The sequence below is a fragment of the Actinosynnema sp. genome (assembly GCF_052038725.1).
This window is the reverse complement of the sequence record NZ_JBQGCX010000442.1, coordinates 1-17,069: the sequence shown is the minus strand read 5'-3', so window position 1 is coordinate 17,069 and position 17,069 is coordinate 1. Positions and strand designations below refer to the sequence as shown.

The window sequence follows — 17,069 nt, the reverse complement described above, 5'->3', positions numbered from 1 at the left end:
CTCGCTTCGCTCGCCCTGCAGCCCGCGAGGCGGTGAAGGGCAGTGCAGCCCGCGAGGCGGTCAACCCGCGAAGCAGTTCGGCTGTGGCTTGGTGCGGTTGGCTGCGGTTCGCGTCCGGTGCTTGGGTCAGGTTTTCGTGCGTGCTCGCGCCGCCGCGATCAGCGGGCGGAGGTCCTCGGTGTTTTCCGGCAGGTCGTCCACCGGCCACCACCGCAGGTCCTTCGACTCCGCGCTGATCACCGGTACCGCCCCCTCCGGGGCCCTGACCACGAAGCGCACGTCGAAGTGCCGGGTCGGCTTGCCCAGCGAGCAGGTGATCGGGTGCACGTCCAGGTGCACCGGCTCCGGGTCCAGCACCAGGCCCGGAATCCCCGACTCCTCCGTCGCCTCGCGCATCGCGGCGTCCGGCAGGGTCGCGTCGGTCTCCTCGCAGTGCCCGCCCAGTTGCAACCAGCGCCCGACCCTGGGGTGCAGGGTCAGCAGCACCCGTTCGCCGCTCGCGTCCAGCACCACGGCGGACGCGGTCAGGTGGCCCGGTTCGCAGGCGCGGGCGCACGCGTCCGGCCTGGCCAGCAGGAAGCCCAGGTAGGCCTGCCGCAGCGCCTCCTGCTCCGCCGTCCCCGGCTTCCAGTCCCCGAGCACCGCCAGCGCGCTCGCGCGCAGCCCGTCCACGCTCACAGCTCCACGAACCCTTCCTCCACGAGCGGCCTGGCCTCCAGGGGCTCGACCGGGTGACCCACCGCCACCGCGCCCAGCGGTTCCCACGACGACGGCAGGTCCAGCGCCGCGCGGACCACGTCCGGGCAGAAGATCGTGGACGACACCCAGCACGAGCCGACGCCCTCGGCGGCCAGCGCCACCAGCAGGCCCTGCACGGCTGCCCCGCCCGCGATCGTGAACATGGTGCGCTCGGCCTCGGCCCTGCGCTCGTCCGGGTAGGCGTGCGCGCCCGACCTGATCAGGAAGGGCAGCACGATCTCCGGGGCGTCGCGCAGGAAGTCCCCGCGCGCGGTGCGCCTGGCCACGGCCTCCTCGGGCAGGCCGTCGGCGCGCAGGTCCTCGCGCCAGCGCTCCCGCATGGCGTCCAGCAGCGCCGTCCGGCGCTCCCACACGTGCACGAACCGGACCGGCCGGGTGTGGTGCGGCGCCGGTGCGGTCAGGGCCGCGCCCACCGCCCTGCGCAGCAGAGCCGGGTCCACCGGCTCGTCGGTGAACGCGCGCACGGACCGGCGCACCAGCAGCGCCTCGGCGCGGCCCTTCGCGATCGCCTCCGCCGTGCCCAGCCGGAACAGGTCGTCCTCGACCGGGCGGGCCAGGTCGCGGGCCGTCGAGCCGTCGTCGGTGGTCGGCAGGCCGCGCACCACGGCCACCGGGACCGCGCCCAGCTTGCCCTTGACCAGGTCGGCCGCCGCGGCGATCTCGTCGGCCACCGCCACCTCGGTCACCACCAGGGAGTTGCCCTGCCGGTCCACCGAGCCCGCGTACCGGTGCAGCACCGCCAGGCCCGCCGCGCCGATCGCCGCGTCGGTCTGCCCGACCCGCCAGGCCCGGCCCATCGTGTCGGTGACCACCACGGCCACCGCCACGCCCAGCAGCTCCGCCAGCCTCGCCCGCAGCGCGGCGGCCGACGCGTCCGGGTCCACCGGGAGCAGCGCGATCTCGTCGCCCGCCACGTTCGAGGCGTCCACGCCGGAGGCCGCCTGGATGACGCCCAGCTTGTTCTCGGTGATCAGCGTGCGGTTCTTCCGCGCGATCACCGACACCGCCTCGGCGCGCACCCAGTGCCTGCGCACCGCGTCCCGCTCCTCCGGGTCGGCGGGCACCCGCACCAGCCTGCCCTCGACCTTCGAGACGACCTTGCTGGTCACCACGACCACGTCGCCGTCGGCCAGCCACGGCGCGGCGGTCGCGAGCGCGCCCGCCAGGTCGTCGCCCGGCCGGAACTCCGGCAGGCCGGGCACCGGCAGGATCGTCACGCCCCCGGAAGCCGCGTGGTCCGCGCCGGAGGGCTCCACGACCGCCCGAGGGGCCTCGCGCTCAGTCAACGTCGGCCCCCGCCAGGTCCAGCGCGGCCCGCGCCATCTCCGCGGTCGCCTCGGGCGAGGACATCAGCAGCGGCACCGCCCGCACCGCCACGCCCGGCACGTCGCACCGGTCGCCGCTGTGCACCAGCCACGCGTCCAGCACGCCGTCCTCCGACATCCGCCGCGACCCGTACAGCCGCCCGACCGCCTCGGCCGAGGTCTCCACGCCGATCGCGGACAGGCACGCGTCCGCCATGCCGCGCAGCGGCTTGCCGCCGATGATCGGCGACAGGCCCACCACGCCCGCCGACGTCTTGCGCAGCGCGTCCCGGATGCCCGGCACCGCCAGCACCGTGCCCACGCTCACCACCGGGTTCGACGGGGCCAGCACGACCGCGTCCGCCTCGGCGATCGCGTCCAGCACGCCCGGCGCGGGCCGCGCCTTCTCCGCGCCGACCGACGCGAACGACAGCGCGGGCAGCTTCGCCCGGTGCTTGACCCACCACTCCTGGAAGTGGATGGCCCTGCGCCCGCCGTCGTCCTCGACGACCACGTGCGTCTCGACGCGGTCGTCGCTCATCGGCAGCAGGCGCACGCCCGGCTGCCAGCGGTGGCACAGCGCCTCGACCACGGCCGACAGCGGGTAGCCCGCGTTCAGCATCCGGGTGCGCACCAGGTGGGTCGCGATGTCCCGGTCGCCGAGCCCGAACCACTCCGGGTCGGCCCCGTAGGCGGCCAGCTCCTCCTTGACCACCCACGACTCGCCTGCCCGGCCCCACCCGCGCTCGGCGTCGATGCCGCCACCCAGGGTGTACATGCAGGTGTCCAGGTCGGGCGTTATCCGCAGACCGTGCATCCACACGTCGTCACCGGTGTTCACCACCGCCGTGATCTCGTGCTCGGACCCCGCGAGCAGGGACTTGAGCCCCACCAGGAACCGCGCCCCGCCAACCCCGCCAACCACCACGACGACCTTCACGGGGGGCCATCCTCCCACCGGGGGTCAGCGCCAGAACAGGAAGGTGCTCTGCCCGTAGTAGGCGAGCACCGCGTCCCCGCCGACCAGCCCGAACACCCAGTAGGCGAGGTCGAAGAACGGCCGGGCGAGCGCGGGCAGGCCGATCAGGACGGCGAACAGCACCAGCGGGGCCCACGGGCGGGCCTTCGCGCCGAACGCGCGCACGTTCGGCGGCAGCCACGGCTCGATCGCGCCCCAGCCGTCGAGGCCGGGGACGGGCAGGATGTTCAGGGTGAACGCGAGCACCTGGAGCAGCGCCAGGTAGGACAGGGCGGCGGCCAGGGCCAGGGGCGGGCTGAACAGCACCACGGACAGCGCGAGCAGCAGGCCGAGCACCAGGTTGCTCAGCGGGCCCGCCAGCGACACCCACGACTCGACCCGCCGCGACCGCAGCGCGTAGTGGTTGATCCACACCGCGCCGCCGGGCAGCGGGATGCCGCCGAACGCGAGCAGCAGCAGCGGCAGGACCAGGCTCAGCACCGGGTCGGTGTAGCGGCGGATGTCCAGCGTCAGGTAGCCCTTGTCGCGGACCTCGAAGTCACCGCCCTTGTAGGCGACCATGGCGTGGCCGAACTCGTGCAGGCACAGCGACACCGCCCAACCGCCCAGGACGAGCAGCACGGTGCCCGTGGTGATCGCGATCTCTGAATCGAGAACGGTGAGCACTGCCCCCGCCACAGTCGCGGCTAGGAGACCGAGGAACAGTGGGCTGGGTCGCACTGCGGAACTCTTCACGGGTCCAGTGTGCCGTGACCCCCGGGTAGTCCGTGGGCCATCCGCGCAGGGCTTATCGCACGGAGCAGCCCGACAATCACCGTCTGTGCTGCTAGTCAAGCCTTTTGCCGCCGATCGCGCCAATATCCCCCGTCCTGTGTACTCGGCTTGACCGGGTGTTGTGACACAGGTGTAATCACATCGGTGTCATTCGACGTTGTGGGGACGGCGAGTGGTGTCCGCCAACCGGGGAGAGCGGAAGGCGAGGAGGCGGACGGTTGCAGGAATTCGACGGGGGTCGGGTTGACGGGGTCGACGGGCAGGCGCGTGAGCTTGTGGTGATCGGCGGTTCGTTCGACCCGGCAGACGAGCAGGACTGGCAGGAGCGCGCCCTGTGCGCGCAGACCGACCCGGAGGCGTTCTTCCCCGAGAAGGGGGGATCGACCAGGGAGGCGAAGCGCATCTGCCTGGGGTGCGAGGTGCGCTCCGAGTGCTTGGAGTACGCGCTGGCTCACGACGAGCGCTTCGGCATCTGGGGCGGCCTGTCCGAGCGCGAGCGGAGGAAGCTCAAGAAGCGCGCGGTGTGAGCTCGGGTCCTGGGGGCTTCGCGACGCGAAGTTGTCCCCCGGAGGGGTGAAATCTGGGCTGGTCGTCGGCGGTGTGACGTCGGGGGTCGGTGTCGTTCGGGTGCTCGGTGTGACCGTTGGTGACGCTTCGGCGTCACTCGTTGGTGTGCCGAGGTGGGTGCGGTGCCCTAGCGTTGATCGTCTAGACCTGGTCGGGACGAACGGGGGCCTGCGCGGTGACCCACGGCACCCCTGCTCCGCGCACCGCTCCGGTGCTGGCCGTGCTGGTGTGCCACGACGGTGAGCGCTGGCTGGGGGAGGCCTTGGCCGCGCTGCGCGCCCAGCGGCCCGCGCCCAGGCACGTCCTGGCCGTGGACACCGGCTCGCGCGACGGCACGGCGGCTTTGCTGGCCGCCGCGTCAGCGGGGGTCGGGGGCGTGCCTGTTGCCGGCGCGCCCTCCGGAGCTGCGCCCGCTGCTGCTGCGGTTGGGGTCGCCGGGCTGCTCAGCGGCGTGCTGACCCTGCCCAGGTCCACCGGTTTCGCGGAGGCGGTGCACGCCGCCGTGGCGCACGCCGAGGAGCGCTGGGGTGATCCGGGCGCGTGGGTGTGGGTGCTGCACGACGACAGCGCGCCCGAACCCGGCTGCCTGTCCGCGCTGCTCGTGACCGCCGAGATCGCCCCGTCCTCGGCCGTGCTGGGTCCGCTGGTGGTGGACTGGGCCGATCCGCGGGTGGTGGTCGAGGCCGGGCTGTCGACCGACGCGTCGGGCAGGCGCCAGACCGGCGTGGGCCGGGGCGAGCCGGTGGGCGCGTTCGAGCGGACCTCGGAGGCGCTGGCGGTCGGGTCGGCGGGTGCGCTGGTGCGCAGGTCGGCGTGGACCGGGCTGGGTGGCTACGACCGCGCGTTCGGCCTTGTGGGGGAGGACGTGGACCTGGGCTGGCGCGCCAACCTGGCGGGCCACTCCGTGCTGCTGGTGCCTGCGGCCCGCCTGCGCCACGCCAGGGCCCTGACCACCGGCGAGCGGCTCCTGGAACCGGACGGCCCCGGTGTCGGTGACGGGTCCGAACCGCCCGTTGGCGCTGGTGCGCGAGGTGCGGTGCCGGCAAGGCGAAGGGCGCGCTCAGCCCTGCGCGTGACCGAGCGGACGCACGGAATGCGCGTCCTCCTGATCAACTCCGGTCCCACCGCGTTCGTCCTCGGCCTCCCGCGCCTGACCGCGCTCTCGATCCTGCGCGCCGCAGGCCTGCTCCTGCTCCGCCGCCTCCCGGACGCCCGAGCCGAGCTGACCGCCCTCCACCACCTGCTCACCGGCCGCGCGTCCCTGCGCGCCGCCCGAGCCGCCCGCCCCCACCGAGCCTCCCTCCCCGGCCTCCTGACCAGCCGGACCACCCGCCTCCGCAACACCGCCCGAGCCACCGCGACCCACCTGGTCCGCCGCAGGGTCGAGGCCGACGCCGCCCTGGGCAAACTCCCCACCCCACCCACCACCGCCCCACCCCGCGCTCCGGAACAGGCACCGGAACCGGAACCCGAGGACCTCCCCAGGCCCGTGGGCCCGGACGCACTCCCCGCAGGTGCCCTACCCCGCCGCAGACCGGTGCGCACCACGGGTGGCCTGCGCAGACCCGCCACGGCAGTCCTCCTGCCCACCCCGAACCCCGCCACCACCCTGGGCAGCGCTCCAACCCTGAACGCCGCCTCCGCCCCTGGCGGCGCTCCAGCCCCGAACCCCGCGTCCATCCCCGGCCCCGATCCCGCCCTGACGGCCACCTCCACCCCGACCCCGATCCCGCCCCTGGGCACGACCCCCGCCCCGCCCACCACCTCCACCCCGCTCCCAGCCTCGGCCCCGATCCCGGCCCCAGGCGCAGCCCGCGCCTCGGACACGGCCCCAGACGCGGCCTCCGCCGTTAGCGCGGCCCCGCTCCCAGACGCGGCCTCCGCCCTCGTCCCCCTTTCTGTCCCCGCCCTGTCCTCCGCCTCCGCCCTGTCCTCCGCCTCCGTCCCGCCTTCCACCTCCGTCCCGCCTTCCGCCTCCGTCCCGCCTTCCGCCTCCACTGCGCGCCCGGCCCCGGAGGCGATCACCCCCACCCCGCTCCGCCCGTCCCCGGTGCCGAGGGGCACCCCTCTCCCACCCCCGCTGCCCCGCGCGGTGTTCGTCGAGGTCGACCGGGCGGCCGTGCTGCGCTCGGTCCTGCTCGGCCCGCCGCTCCTCCTGGCCCTGGGCCTGGTCCTGTTCGCGCTGGTCGCCAACTCCGGCCGCCTCGGTCTGGACCTCGCGGGCGGTCGCCTCCTGCCCGTCCCCGCGCTGGCCGACCTGTGGTCCGCGTACCTGTCGCCGTGGCACCCGGTGTCCGGCGGCACCACCGCGCCCGCCCCCGCCGCGCTGGCCGTCCTGGGCACGGCCGGAGCCCTCCTGGGCGGTCCGGCGGCGGCGACCGCGCTGCTTCTCCTCGGCGACGCCCCGCTCGCCGGCCTGGCCGCCTACGCCGCGACCAGGCGCGCCCCCGTCCCCCGACCGGTCAGAGCCCTCCTGGCCGCCTGCTACGCCCTGCTACCGGCCTCCACCGCAGCAGTGGCCCAAGGTCGCCTGGACGTGGTGGTCGTGCACGTCCTGCTACCACCCGTGTTGGCCGGTGTGTCGGCCGTCCTGCGCGGCGGCACCGGCCCGGCCTGGCTGCCGGTCGCGTCCGGGACGGCGCTGGGCCTCGCCGCGCTGGGCGCGTTCTCACCGCTGGTCCACGCGCTGGTGGCGCTGGCCGCGCTGATCGGCTTCGTGGCCGTGCCCGCCCTGGTCGGCGACGGCAGGCGGCGGATGGCGGGCTTGTTCGCCATCGTCCTGCTCCCCATGGCGCTGCTGCTCCCGTGGCCCGCCGTGGTCGTGGAGCACCCGGTGGTGCTGCTACACGGCGTAGGCGCTCACCAACCCACCCCACCCGTCTCGGTGACAGAGCTGCTCGCGTTGACCCCTGGCGGTGACGGCGCGCTCCCGTGGGCGGGCGCACTGCTGCTGCCCGCCGCCCTGGTCGCCGCGCTGCTGCGCCCGACGCGCGCGATGCTGCCGGGCGCGGCGGCGGTTGTGCTGGCCGGGTTCGCCGCGGTGGCCCTGATCGCGTTCCCGGTCACCCCGATGGGTGGCGGCGACGCCCACACGGGCTGGACCGGCGCACCCCTGGTCCTGGCGGGCTGGGGCCTGGTGCACGTGCTGCTGGCCGCCTGCCACCGCCCCACCACCGCGCAACCGGGCCGGGTCGCGCCACCTGCGACCCGAACCGGGTCGCCGCACGCTCCCCGCGCCGGCACGCCACCGGTTCCCCACGCCGAACCGCCGCGCGCTCCCCGCGCCAGGCTGCCGAAGCTGCTCCCCGCCACCGCGCTCGTGATCCTGCTCCTGGTGCTGGTCCCGGCCGGAGTCCTCGGCCTGCGCGACGGCCCGCTCAGCGCCGACCCCGTCCGCCTGCCGTCCACCCTGGCCGCCGAACTGCCCGCCACGAACCGCTCGGTGCTGGTCCTGGGCGAACCGACCAGGCAGGTCGCGGGCAGGCTCCCGGCGTTCGGCGACGACGACACCCCGCCGACCCCGTCCAGCCCGGTCCGCCTGGCGCGCTGGACCCGCGACCTGACCGGCGGCGACCAGCGCCGCACCCGGACCGCGCTCGCGCAGGCGGCGGCGTCCGGCGTGTCGTTCGTGGTGCCGCGCGACCGCGCCGAGGCCGACCGGATGCGCGCGGCGGCGGGCGACCTGCTCACCACCACCCCGCCGCTCTCGGACGGTCGACCGGTGCTGCGGGTGCTGCTCACCGGCGGCACCGCCCTCCTGCTGTCCCCGGAACTGGCCCGAACCGCCCGAACCGGCGGCGACCCACCCGCCGACCAGGGCACACCCGGCGTCGTGCCGGTGGCGGCCGACCTGCCCGACGCGGGCGCGCGGGTCTCGGACGGCCCGGCGGGACGCGTGCTCGTCCTGGCCGCCGAGGAGGAACCGGGCTGGCGCGCGACCGCGGACGGCAGACCGGTCCCGGTGCTGCGCGCGTGGGGCCACCTGGTGGCCGTGCCGGTGCCCGCGCAGGCGGCGGACGTGCGCGTGGAGGCGCCGACCCTGCTCCGCGAACTGCTCCTGCTGACCCAGGCCGCCGCCGTCCTGGTCACGCTGCTCACCGCACTCCCCACCCGCCGCCGCTGACGGACAACCGCTGGCCACCCCAACGGGGCGATCGCTGGCCACCCCAACGGGGCGACCGCTGGCCGCCACAACCGGGCAAGCGCTTGCCGCCCAGGCCACAGCCCTAGCCCTGCCCATGGCCGCCGGAACCCGCCCGCAGCCGCAGTGCCAGCCTCGCGGCCCAGAACCTGTCCGCAGTGGAGGAGCCCGCCTCGCGGCTCGGAACCCACCCGCAGTCGCGGATCTCACCTCGTGGCCGGAACCCGCCCGCAGTGGAAAAGCCCGTCTCGTGGCTTGGAACCCACCCGCAGCTGCGGAGTCCGCCTCGCGGCCCGGAGTTCCCCACAACCGTGGAAAGCGCTTGTCCACCGCCAAACTCACCCGGCGAGGCCCAGATTGCGCGCGCGAGTTCCACCGGTCAGTCGTGAGTGTTTTTCGCGTCCACCCCGAAAGCCGCCGAACGGCCGTACCGGTGATCAACTTCAGAAGCGGCCCCCGAAATCAATCCAACCGGCTTGGACTGACAACTCGGGGCGGTGCAAGCGTTTGCTCGCGGGTTTTCCACAACTGGAACTTCTCGGTCGGGTGAAGCATTCGGGTGAAAACGGTGAGCGGTTTCCCCGTGAGCACTTCGGGAATCGGGTTCGGGTTCCCGTCGTGGGAGCGGGAACCCGAAGTGGTTCAAGCAACGAGAGCAGCCCGCCGCCCCGCCACCACCGCCGACTACTCCCCGTCGATGACGTCCGGGTCCAGCCCCAGGTAGTTCGCCACCTGCTCCACCAGCACGTCGTGCACCAGGTCCGCCAGATCGGCCCCGTCCTTCGCCCGCGCCTCCAACGGCCGCCGGTACAGCACGATCCGGGCCCTCCGGTCCTGCCCCGGCTGCATCAGCCGCGCCAGCGGGACGTTCCCGTCCTCCACCACGTCGTCGTCCTCGCCGGAGGTCGACGGCGCCACGTCGGGCACGTCGTCCACCGCGACGTCCAGCTGCGTCAGCTCCGTGCGCCAGCGGGCCTCGATCGGCTCCAGCGCCTCCAGCACCACCGCGTCGAACCGCTCCGCCCTGCTGCGGGCCGCGGGCATCGTGGCCGGGTACAGCGGACCGCGCAGCCCTCGCCCGTGGCGGTCGCGCCTGCGCCGCCGAGGAGGACCCTGCCGCCGTGAACCCCGAGCCATCACCACGCCCCAAGACTAGTCAGCCCCTTCACCCCTTCGGCGGCCAGTGCCCCGACCTGCGAAGTTGGCTCCGCCAACGCACCCGCCGGTGAAACACCGAGGGCAATCCAACACAGCCGCCCCGCGACGCGATATCGTGCCCGCCGTGCGGAGCGTGAGACGGTGCTCTCGAACCGGGTGCGCGAACCCGGCAGTCGCCACGCTCACGTACGCCTACGCGGACTCGACGGCGGTCGTGGGCCCGCTGGCGACCTCGTCGGAGCCGCACAGCTACGACCTGTGCGAGGAGCACGCCCTGCGCCTCACCGCGCCGCGCGGCTGGGAGGTCGTGCGCTACCAGGGCGAGTTCGCGCCCCCCGAACCCACCGTCGACGACCTCACCGCGCTCGCCGAGGCCGTCCGGGAGGCGGGCCGGGTCGACCGTTCGCCGCAACCCCCCGAGGTGCCGCTCGGCACTATCAGGCGCGGCCACCTGCGCGTTCTGCCCGATCCGCGCGAAGACTGAGGCGACCCGGCGCGACGACGCCCCGCGCGCCGGTAGGCTGCTGACCGCAGTGTCAAGAGCTGATCTGGGAGTGTGGGCGTGCGCGATCTGTCCGGCATCGTCAAGGCCTACGACATCCGTGGTGTCGTGGGCGAGCAGCTCGACGTCGACGTGGTTCGCGACTTCGGCGCGGCCTTCGCGCGCCTGGTCGGCGGCCCGGCCATCGTGATCGGCCACGACATGCGCGACTCGTCCCCCGGCCTCGCCGCCGCCTTCGCCGAGGGCGTCACGAAGCAGGGCGTCGACGTGATCAGCATCGGGCTGGCCAGCACCGACATGCTGTACTTCGCCTCCGGCAAGCTCGACCTGCCCGGCGCGATGTTCACCGCCAGCCACAACCCGGCCAAGTACAACGGCATCAAGCTCTGCCGCGCGGGCGCCGCCCCGGTCGGCCAGGACACCGGCCTGACGCAGATCCGCGAGGACGCCGAGCAGGGCGTGGCCGACGCCGACGGCGTCGCCCCCGGCACGCTGTCCGAGCGCGACATGCTCACCGAGTACGCCGCCTACCTGCGCGAGCTGGTCGACCTGCGGGCCATCCGCCCGCTGAAGGTCGTCGTGGACGCGGGCAACGGCATGGGCGGCCACACCGTCCCGGTCGTGTTCGACGGCCTGCCGATCGACGTCGTCCCGATGTACTTCGAGCTGGACGGCAACTTCCCGAACCACGAGGCCAACCCGCTCGACCCGAAGAACATCGTCGACCTGCAGGCGAAGGTCCGCGAGGTCGGCGCCGACGCGGGCCTGGCCTTCGACGGCGACGCCGACGGCTGCTTCGTCGTGGACGAGCGCGGCGAGCCCTTCTCGCCCAGCGCGATCACCGCCCTGGTCGCCTCGCGCGAGCTGGCCAAGGACCCCGGCGGCACGATCATCCACAACCTGATCACCTCGCGCGCCGTGCCCGAGATCGTCCGCGAGAACGGCGGCACGCCCGTGCGCACCCGCGTGGGCCACTCGTTCATCAAGCAGGAGATGGCCACCACCGGCGCCATCTTCGGCGGCGAGCACTCGGCCCACTACTACTTCCGCGACTTCTGGCGCGCCGACACCGGGATGCTCGCCGCGATGCACGTGCTGGCCGCGCTCGGCGAGCAGGACGGCGCCCTGTCCGCCCTCACCGCGGACTACGAGCGGTACGCCGCCTCGGGTGAGATCAACTCGACGGTCGCCGACCAGGCGGGCAGGCTTGCCGCGATCAAGGCCGAGTTCGGCGCCCGCGAGGGCGTGGAGCTGGACGAGCTGGACGGTCTCACCGTCTCGCTGCCCGACGGCTCCTGGTTCAACCTGAGGGCGTCGAACACCGAGCCGCTGCTGCGCCTGAACGTCGAGGCGGCCGACGCCGCCTCGGTCGCCGCGCTGAGCGACGAGGTGCTGGCCATCGTCCGCGCCTGAGGCGCCGGACAGCACGAGGAGGAACTGGTGCAACTCGACCCGCGGCTGCTCGAAGTACTCGCTTGCCCGTGCCCCGAGCACGCTCCGCTGCGGCAGGGGACCGGCCCCGACCCGGCTCTGGAGTACCTGACCTGCACGGCGTGCGGCAGGACCTACCGGGTGGAGGACGGCATCCCGGTGCTGCTGCTCGGCGAAGCCGTCGAGCCGGCAGCGGGGTGAGCACCCGTGCTCGACGACACACTGCTGGACGACCAGCGCAGGCTCGCCGACGCCGACACCGATGACCTGCTCCGCGCCGCGGCGCGGGCGGGCGCCCAGGTCAGGGCCACCGCCGAGGCGGCGGCCGAGCTGGGTGTCGACCGGGTGATGCGGGAGCGCCCCAGGGCACTCGTCCTCATCACCCGGCCGGGTGTCGGCCCGGCGGTCGCCAACCTGGTGACCGCCCTGCTGGGCCCGCGCTGCCCCGTGCCGGTCGTGGTCTCCGACGAGGCCCCCGGCTGGGTCGGCGCGCTCGACGTGGTCCTCGCCCACACCGAGGACCCCGGCGACCACGTGCTCGCCGAGTCGGTCGACCTGGCGGGCAGGCGCGGCGCCCGCGTGCTGCTGACCGCCGAGCCCGACGGACCCGTCGCGGCCTCGGCGGCCAGGCACGCGCTGCTCGTCCCGCCCAGGGTGCCGGTGCCGCAGGGCTTCGGGTTCGTCCGGGTGTTCGCGGCCTGGGCGTCCGCGCTGAGCGCGCTCGGGCTGCTGGAGGTCGACCTCACCCAGGTCGCCGACGAGCTCGACCGCGAGGCCGAGCGCGACCACCCCGTGCACGAGTCGTTCGTCAACCCGGCCAAGTCGCTCGCGCTGCGCGTCGCCGAGCGCACCCCGCTGCTGTGGGGGCTGGACGACATGGCCACGGCGGTGGCGGGCCACGGCGCGGGCGTCCTCGCGCGCCACGCCGGGCTCGTCTGCGACGTGGCGCCGCACCGGCAGGCGATCACCCGGACCGCCCTGCACCGCAGAGCCGTGCAGGGCACCTCGGGCGCCGACATCTTCGCCGACCCGGACGAGGAGCCGGGCGGTCAGGTCAGGGTGCTGCTGCTCGCGGTCCGCCGGGGCCAGCAGGCCGAGCAGGCCAAGCTCGCGGCCGTCCGGTCGCTCGTCGGGGCCGACGTGCTGGAACCGGCGGAGGAGGTGTCCGGCGGGGACGCGGTGTGCTCGGCGCTGCTCGCGCTGAGGTTCGAGCTCGCCTCGCTCTACCTGGGGCTCGCGGCGGGCACCCTCGGGGGGCCGGGCCGCTACGCGTCCGCCGTCTGAGCCCCCGCCGAGCACCGAACCAGCCCGAGCACCGACCAGCCGGACGCCGGCGCCAGACCGGCCCCGGTACGAGTAGCCCCTGCCCGAGGGAAGTGGACGTCAAGTGGAACTGCTGCACAACGCGGTGCGCGCGTACGCGTGGGGATCGCGTACCGCCATCGCCGAGATGCTCGGGCGGGAGGTGCCCGCCCCGCACCCCGAGGCGGAGCTGTGGATGGGCGCCCACCCCGGCGACCCGTCCCGCGTGATCGGACCCGACGGGACCCGCCGCAGCCTGCTCGACCTGCTCGCCGAGGACCCGCGCGGCCAGCTCGGCGCCGGCTGCGCCGAGCGCTTCGGCGGCAGGCTGCCGTTCCTGCTGAAGGTCCTCGCCGCCGAGGAGCCGCTGAGCCTGCAGGCCCACCCGTCCGCCGAGCAGGCCGCCTTCGGGTTCGCCGCCGAGGACGCCGCGGGCCTCGCCGTGGACTCGCCGATAAGGAACTACAAGGACCCCTCGGCCAAGCCGGAGCTGATCTGCGCGCTCACCGAGTTCCACGCGCTCGCGGGCTTCCGCGCCCCGGACCGCACGGTCGCGCTGCTCCGCTCGCTCGACGCGCCCGACCTCGCGCCCTACACCGAGCTGCTCGCCGCCCAGCCGGACGGCAGCGGCCTGCGCGCCCTGTTCACCACCCTGATCACCCTGCCGCAGAACTCGCTCGACGGGCTCCTGCCGCAGGTGCTCGACGCGTGCGTGGCCCACGTGAAGGACCGCGGCGAGTTCGACGCCGAGTGCCGCACCGCGCTGGAGCTGGGCGAGGCGTACCCCGGCGACGCGGGCGTGCTGGCCGCGCTGCTGCTCAACCGGATCGTCCTGAGCCCCGGCGAGGCCATCTACCTGCCCGCGGGCAACCTGCACGCCTACCTGCACGGCACCGGCGTGGAGATCCTCGCCAACTCGGACAACGTGCTGCGCTGCGGCCTCACGCCCAAGCACGTCGACGTGCCCGAGCTGATGCGCGTGCTCGACTTCAGCAGCGGCGACATGCCCGTGCAGCGCGGCGAGCCCACCCGGCCCGGCCTGTGGGTGTACCGCACCCCGTGCCCCGAGTTCGAGCTGTCCCGCATCGAGCTGGCGGCGGGCGAGAGCGTGGAGGTCGACCACGGCGGGCCGCAGATCCTGCTGTGCGCCCGGGGCTCGGCGACGCTGTCCGTGCACCGGGGCGGCCACGCCGACGTGCTGGAACTGCGCCGGGGCCAGTCCGTGTGGCTGCCCGCCGCCGACCCGGCGCTGCGCGTCGAGGCGACCGAGGACGCCCAGCTGTTCCGCGCTACCCCCGGTGTTCCGTAGAGCTCTCCACTAAGGTCTCACCGTCACTTCACACGACGCGTGGACCACAGGGAGCACAGGGTGTCAGCAGGAGGCGGTACCAAGGCCATCATCGCCGCGTTGTTGGCGAACGCGGGGATCGCGGTGGCCAAGTTCGTCGGCTTCCTCATCACGGGGTCGTCGTCGATGCTCGCCGAGTCGGTGCACTCGGTGGCCGACACCTCGAACCAGGGGCTGCTGCTGCTGGGGCAGAAGACCTCGCAGCGCAAGGCCACCCAGAATCACCCGTTCGGGTTCGGGCGGGACCGCTACTTCTACTCGTTCGTGGTGGCGCTGCTGCTGTTCACGCTCGGCTCGGTGTTCGCCCTCTACGAGGGCATCCACAAGCTGGAGGCCCACGAGGAGCTGTCCTCGCCGATCGTGGCCGTGGTCATCCTGGTGGTCGCCATCGGCCTGGAGGGCTTCAGCTTCGCGACCGCGATCAAGGAGTCCAAGGCCCTCAAGGGCGACGCCACCTGGTGGGAGTTCATCCGCAAGTCCAAGGTGCCCGAGCTGCCCGTGGTGCTCCTGGAGGACGCGGGCGCGCTGATCGGCCTCGTCCTGGCGCTCGCCGGGGTCGGCATGAGCACGCTGACCGGCGACCCGGTGTGGGACGCCATCGGCACCATCTGCATCGGCGCGCTGCTCGGCGTGATCGCCGTGATCCTCATCATCGAGATGAAGTCGCTGCTGATCGGCGAGGGCTCCTCCCCGGCCGAGCTCGACCTGATCGTCGACGAGCTGGCGGCGGGCAAGGTGCAGCGGGTCATCCACATCCGCACCCAGTACATCGGCCCCGACGAGCTGCTGGTCGCGGCCAAGATCGCACTGGAGCCGGGCCTGGAGACCGCCGACGTCGCGCAGGCCATCAACGACGCCGAGCACCGCGTCCGCAACAAGGTCCCGGCCGCCCGGCTCATCTACCTGGAGCCCGATCTGGACCGCTCCCTGAACGCCTGACCCGAAAGCATTACCCCATTAGGGTGAGTTGCTTGTTTGTCAGCGGGAGAGCAGGGGAAGGGAACGGCCGTGCCGGGCAACGGGTTGTGGCGAACGAAGTCGATCGAGCAGTCGATCGCTGATACGGACGAACCAGACACCAAGCTGCGCAAGGACCTCACCGCCTGGGATCTGACGATCTTCGGCGTGGCCGTGGTGATCGGCGCGGGCATCTTCACCCTCGCCGCCAGCACGGCGGGCAACCTCGCGGGCCCCTCGGTGTCGCTGGCCTTCGTGCTCGCGGCCGTGGCCTGCGCGCTCGCCGCGCTGTGCTACGCCGAGTTCGCCTCCACCGTGCCGGTGGCGGGCAGCGCCTACACGTTCTCGTACGCGACGTTCGGCGAGTTCGCGGCGTGGATCATCGGCTGGGACCTGGTGCTGGAGTTCGCGGTCGGCGCGGCGGCGGTCAGCAAGGGCTGGTCGCAGTACCTCCAGACGGTGCTGGGGCAGCTCGGGCTGGAGCTGAGGACCACGGTGGACGCCGGGTCGGTCGAGGTCGACTGGGGCGCGCTGCTGCTCGTCGCGGTCCTGACCGCGCTGCTGGTCCTCGGCACCAAGATGTCCTCGCGGGTCAGCGCCGTCATCACCGCGATCAAGATCGCGGTGGTGCTGCTGGTCATCGCGCTCGGCGTCACCTACATCAACACCGACAACTACAGCCCGTACATCCCGCCCGCCGAGACGGGCCCCGAGGTGGCGAGCGGGCTGGACCAGTCGCTGTTCTCCCTGCTCACCGGCTTCGGCGGCAGCACCTACGGCATCATGGGCCTGCTGGCCGCCGCGTCGCTGCTGTTCTTCGCGTTCATCGGCTTCGACGTGGTCGCCACGACCGCGGAGGAGACCAGGAACCCGCAGCGCGCCGTGCCGCGCGGCATCCTCGGCTCGCTCGCGATCGTGACCGTGCTGTACATCGCGGTCACGCTCGTGATCACCGGCATGGTGCCGTACGACAAGCTCAAGACCCAGCCGGACGGCAGCCGCGCCACCCTGGCGACCGCGTTCGCCGACAACGGCGTTGACTGGGCCGCCACCGTCATCTCCGTCGGCGCGCTGGCCGGCCTCACCACCGTGGTCATGGTGCTGATGCTCGGCCAGACGCGGGTGATCTTCGCGATGTCCCGCGACGGCCTGCTCCCCAGGGGCCTGGCCAAGACCGGGACGCGCGGCACCCCCGTGAAGATCACCATCGGCATCGGCCTGCTCGTCGCCGTCGCCGCGGGCTTCTTCCCGGCGGGCAAGCTGGAGGAGATGGTCAACGTCGGCACGCTCTTCGCGTTCGTGCTGGTGTCGGCGGGCGTGCTGGTGCTGCGCAAGACGCGGCCCGACCTCAAGCGCGGCTTCCGGGTGCCGTGGGTGCCGTTCATCCCGGTCCTGGCGATCCTCGCCTGCCTGTGGCTGATGCTGAACCTGACCGCGCTCACCTGGGTCCGGTTCCTGGTGTGGATGGCGCTCGGCGTCGTCGTGTACTTCGCCTACGGGCGCAAGCACTCCCTGCTCGGCAAGCAGGGGTCGGACGCGCCGGTCGCGATGGGGGTGGTGTAGTCCCCGTGCGCTGGGCGGATGGGGGGTCCCCGGGGGGGGCGGCCCTTCCGCCGTTCCGGGGCCGATCCGCCGTGGTCAAGCCCCCGTCGCCCATCCGGGGACTCTTCCCGGTGACGGGGAAGACCCGGCGTGGACTGCCGGTTCTGTCGGGTGAATCCCGATCAGGAGGAACCCCTGTGACCAGCACGATCCCGGCCCTGGCTCAGACCCGAAACGGTATCGACTTCGCCGTGGCCGATCTGTCCCTGGCCGACTTCGGGCGCAAGGAGATCCGGCTCGCCGAG

At 73.7% G+C, this 17,069-nt stretch carries 14 protein-coding genes; 9 read left to right on the top strand and 5 right to left on the bottom strand.

The annotated features are described in order from the left end of the window. Positions 1–126: 126 nt before the first annotated feature. Genes ACTUAL_RS09010 through ACTUAL_RS08995 form a run of 4 tightly spaced genes read right to left on the bottom strand, consistent with a single transcriptional unit; the run spans position 127 to position 3,777 of the window. Complete coding sequence (locus ACTUAL_RS09010; RefSeq protein WP_096496925.1) at positions 127–672, bottom strand: NUDIX hydrolase; 546 nt, start codon at positions 670–672, stop codon at positions 127–129. 2 nt (positions 673–674) lie between these two features. Continuing rightward, entirely contained in the window at positions 675–2,045 is a 1,371-nt protein-coding gene (locus tag ACTUAL_RS09005) for a coenzyme F420-0:L-glutamate ligase (protein ID WP_440899930.1), read from the bottom strand. Beyond that, on the bottom strand, positions 2,038–3,003 hold the full coding sequence (gene cofD, locus ACTUAL_RS09000) for a 2-phospho-L-lactate transferase (RefSeq protein ID WP_096496923.1): 966 nt from the start codon (positions 3,001–3,003) through the stop codon (positions 2,038–2,040). The genes ACTUAL_RS09005 and cofD overlap by 8 nt, the downstream gene beginning before the upstream one ends. Before the next feature lie 24 nt (positions 3,004–3,027). After that, positions 3,028–3,777: a site-2 protease family protein gene (locus tag ACTUAL_RS08995; RefSeq protein ID WP_440899929.1), complete on the bottom strand. Its 750-nt coding sequence runs from the start codon at positions 3,775–3,777 to the stop codon at positions 3,028–3,030. A gap of 314 nt (positions 3,778–4,091) precedes the next feature. On the opposite strand from ACTUAL_RS08995, the gene ACTUAL_RS08990 reads away from it, so the two are divergent. Together ACTUAL_RS08990 and ACTUAL_RS08985 are read left to right on the top strand one after the other, a co-directional pair. Continuing rightward, positions 4,092–4,343, top strand: coding sequence for a WhiB family transcriptional regulator (locus ACTUAL_RS08990; protein WP_177154679.1), 252 nt, complete (start codon positions 4,092–4,094; stop codon positions 4,341–4,343). A 215-nt stretch (positions 4,344–4,558) separates the two neighbouring features. Continuing rightward, positions 4,559–8,506: a glycosyltransferase gene (locus ACTUAL_RS08985; protein WP_440899928.1), complete on the top strand. Its 3,948-nt coding sequence runs from the start codon at positions 4,559–4,561 to the stop codon at positions 8,504–8,506. Between the two features lie 702 nt (positions 8,507–9,208). On the opposite strand, the gene ACTUAL_RS08980 is transcribed toward ACTUAL_RS08985, so the two are convergent. Next, complete coding sequence (locus ACTUAL_RS08980; protein WP_015805014.1) at positions 9,209–9,661, bottom strand: metallopeptidase family protein; 453 nt, start codon at positions 9,659–9,661, stop codon at positions 9,209–9,211. 145 nt (positions 9,662–9,806) lie between these two features. Between ACTUAL_RS08980 and ACTUAL_RS08975 the strand changes: the two genes are divergently transcribed. From ACTUAL_RS08975 to ACTUAL_RS08945, 7 genes are all read left to right on the top strand, one after another. Then, the gene (locus ACTUAL_RS08975) at positions 9,807–10,166 is read left to right on the top strand and encodes a DUF3499 domain-containing protein (protein ID WP_084799289.1); all 360 of its coding nucleotides are present in this window, start codon (positions 9,807–9,809) and stop codon (positions 10,164–10,166) included. Between the two features lie 78 nt (positions 10,167–10,244). Next, positions 10,245–11,597, top strand: a complete 1,353-nt coding sequence (locus ACTUAL_RS08970) for a phosphomannomutase/phosphoglucomutase (protein WP_440899927.1) — start codon at positions 10,245–10,247, stop codon at positions 11,595–11,597. Positions 11,598–11,624: 27 nt separating this feature from the next. Continuing rightward, positions 11,625–11,816, top strand: a complete 192-nt coding sequence (locus ACTUAL_RS08965) for a Trm112 family protein (RefSeq protein WP_015805011.1) — start codon at positions 11,625–11,627, stop codon at positions 11,814–11,816. Between the two features lie 6 nt (positions 11,817–11,822). Then, positions 11,823–12,899: an SIS domain-containing protein gene (locus tag ACTUAL_RS08960; RefSeq protein ID WP_440899926.1), complete on the top strand. Its 1,077-nt coding sequence runs from the start codon at positions 11,823–11,825 to the stop codon at positions 12,897–12,899. A gap of 103 nt (positions 12,900–13,002) precedes the next feature. Then, positions 13,003–14,226: a mannose-6-phosphate isomerase, class I gene (manA, locus tag ACTUAL_RS08955; RefSeq protein WP_440899925.1), complete on the top strand. Its 1,224-nt coding sequence runs from the start codon at positions 13,003–13,005 to the stop codon at positions 14,224–14,226. A 60-nt stretch (positions 14,227–14,286) separates the two neighbouring features. After that, complete coding sequence (locus ACTUAL_RS08950) at positions 14,287–15,204, top strand: cation diffusion facilitator family transporter (RefSeq protein ID WP_096498096.1); 918 nt, start codon at positions 14,287–14,289, stop codon at positions 15,202–15,204. 69 nt (positions 15,205–15,273) lie between these two features. Then, on the top strand, positions 15,274–16,785 hold the full coding sequence (locus ACTUAL_RS08945; RefSeq protein WP_440899924.1) for an amino acid permease: 1,512 nt from the start codon (positions 15,274–15,276) through the stop codon (positions 16,783–16,785). Positions 16,786–17,069: the final 284 nt, after the last annotated feature.

Excerpts from the sequence above, each read along its gene's own strand:
- ACTUAL_RS08980 (WP_015805014.1), bottom strand. The coding sequence starts at position 9,661 with ATGGCTCGGGGTTCACGGCGGCAGGGTCCTCCTCGGCGGCGCAGGCGC.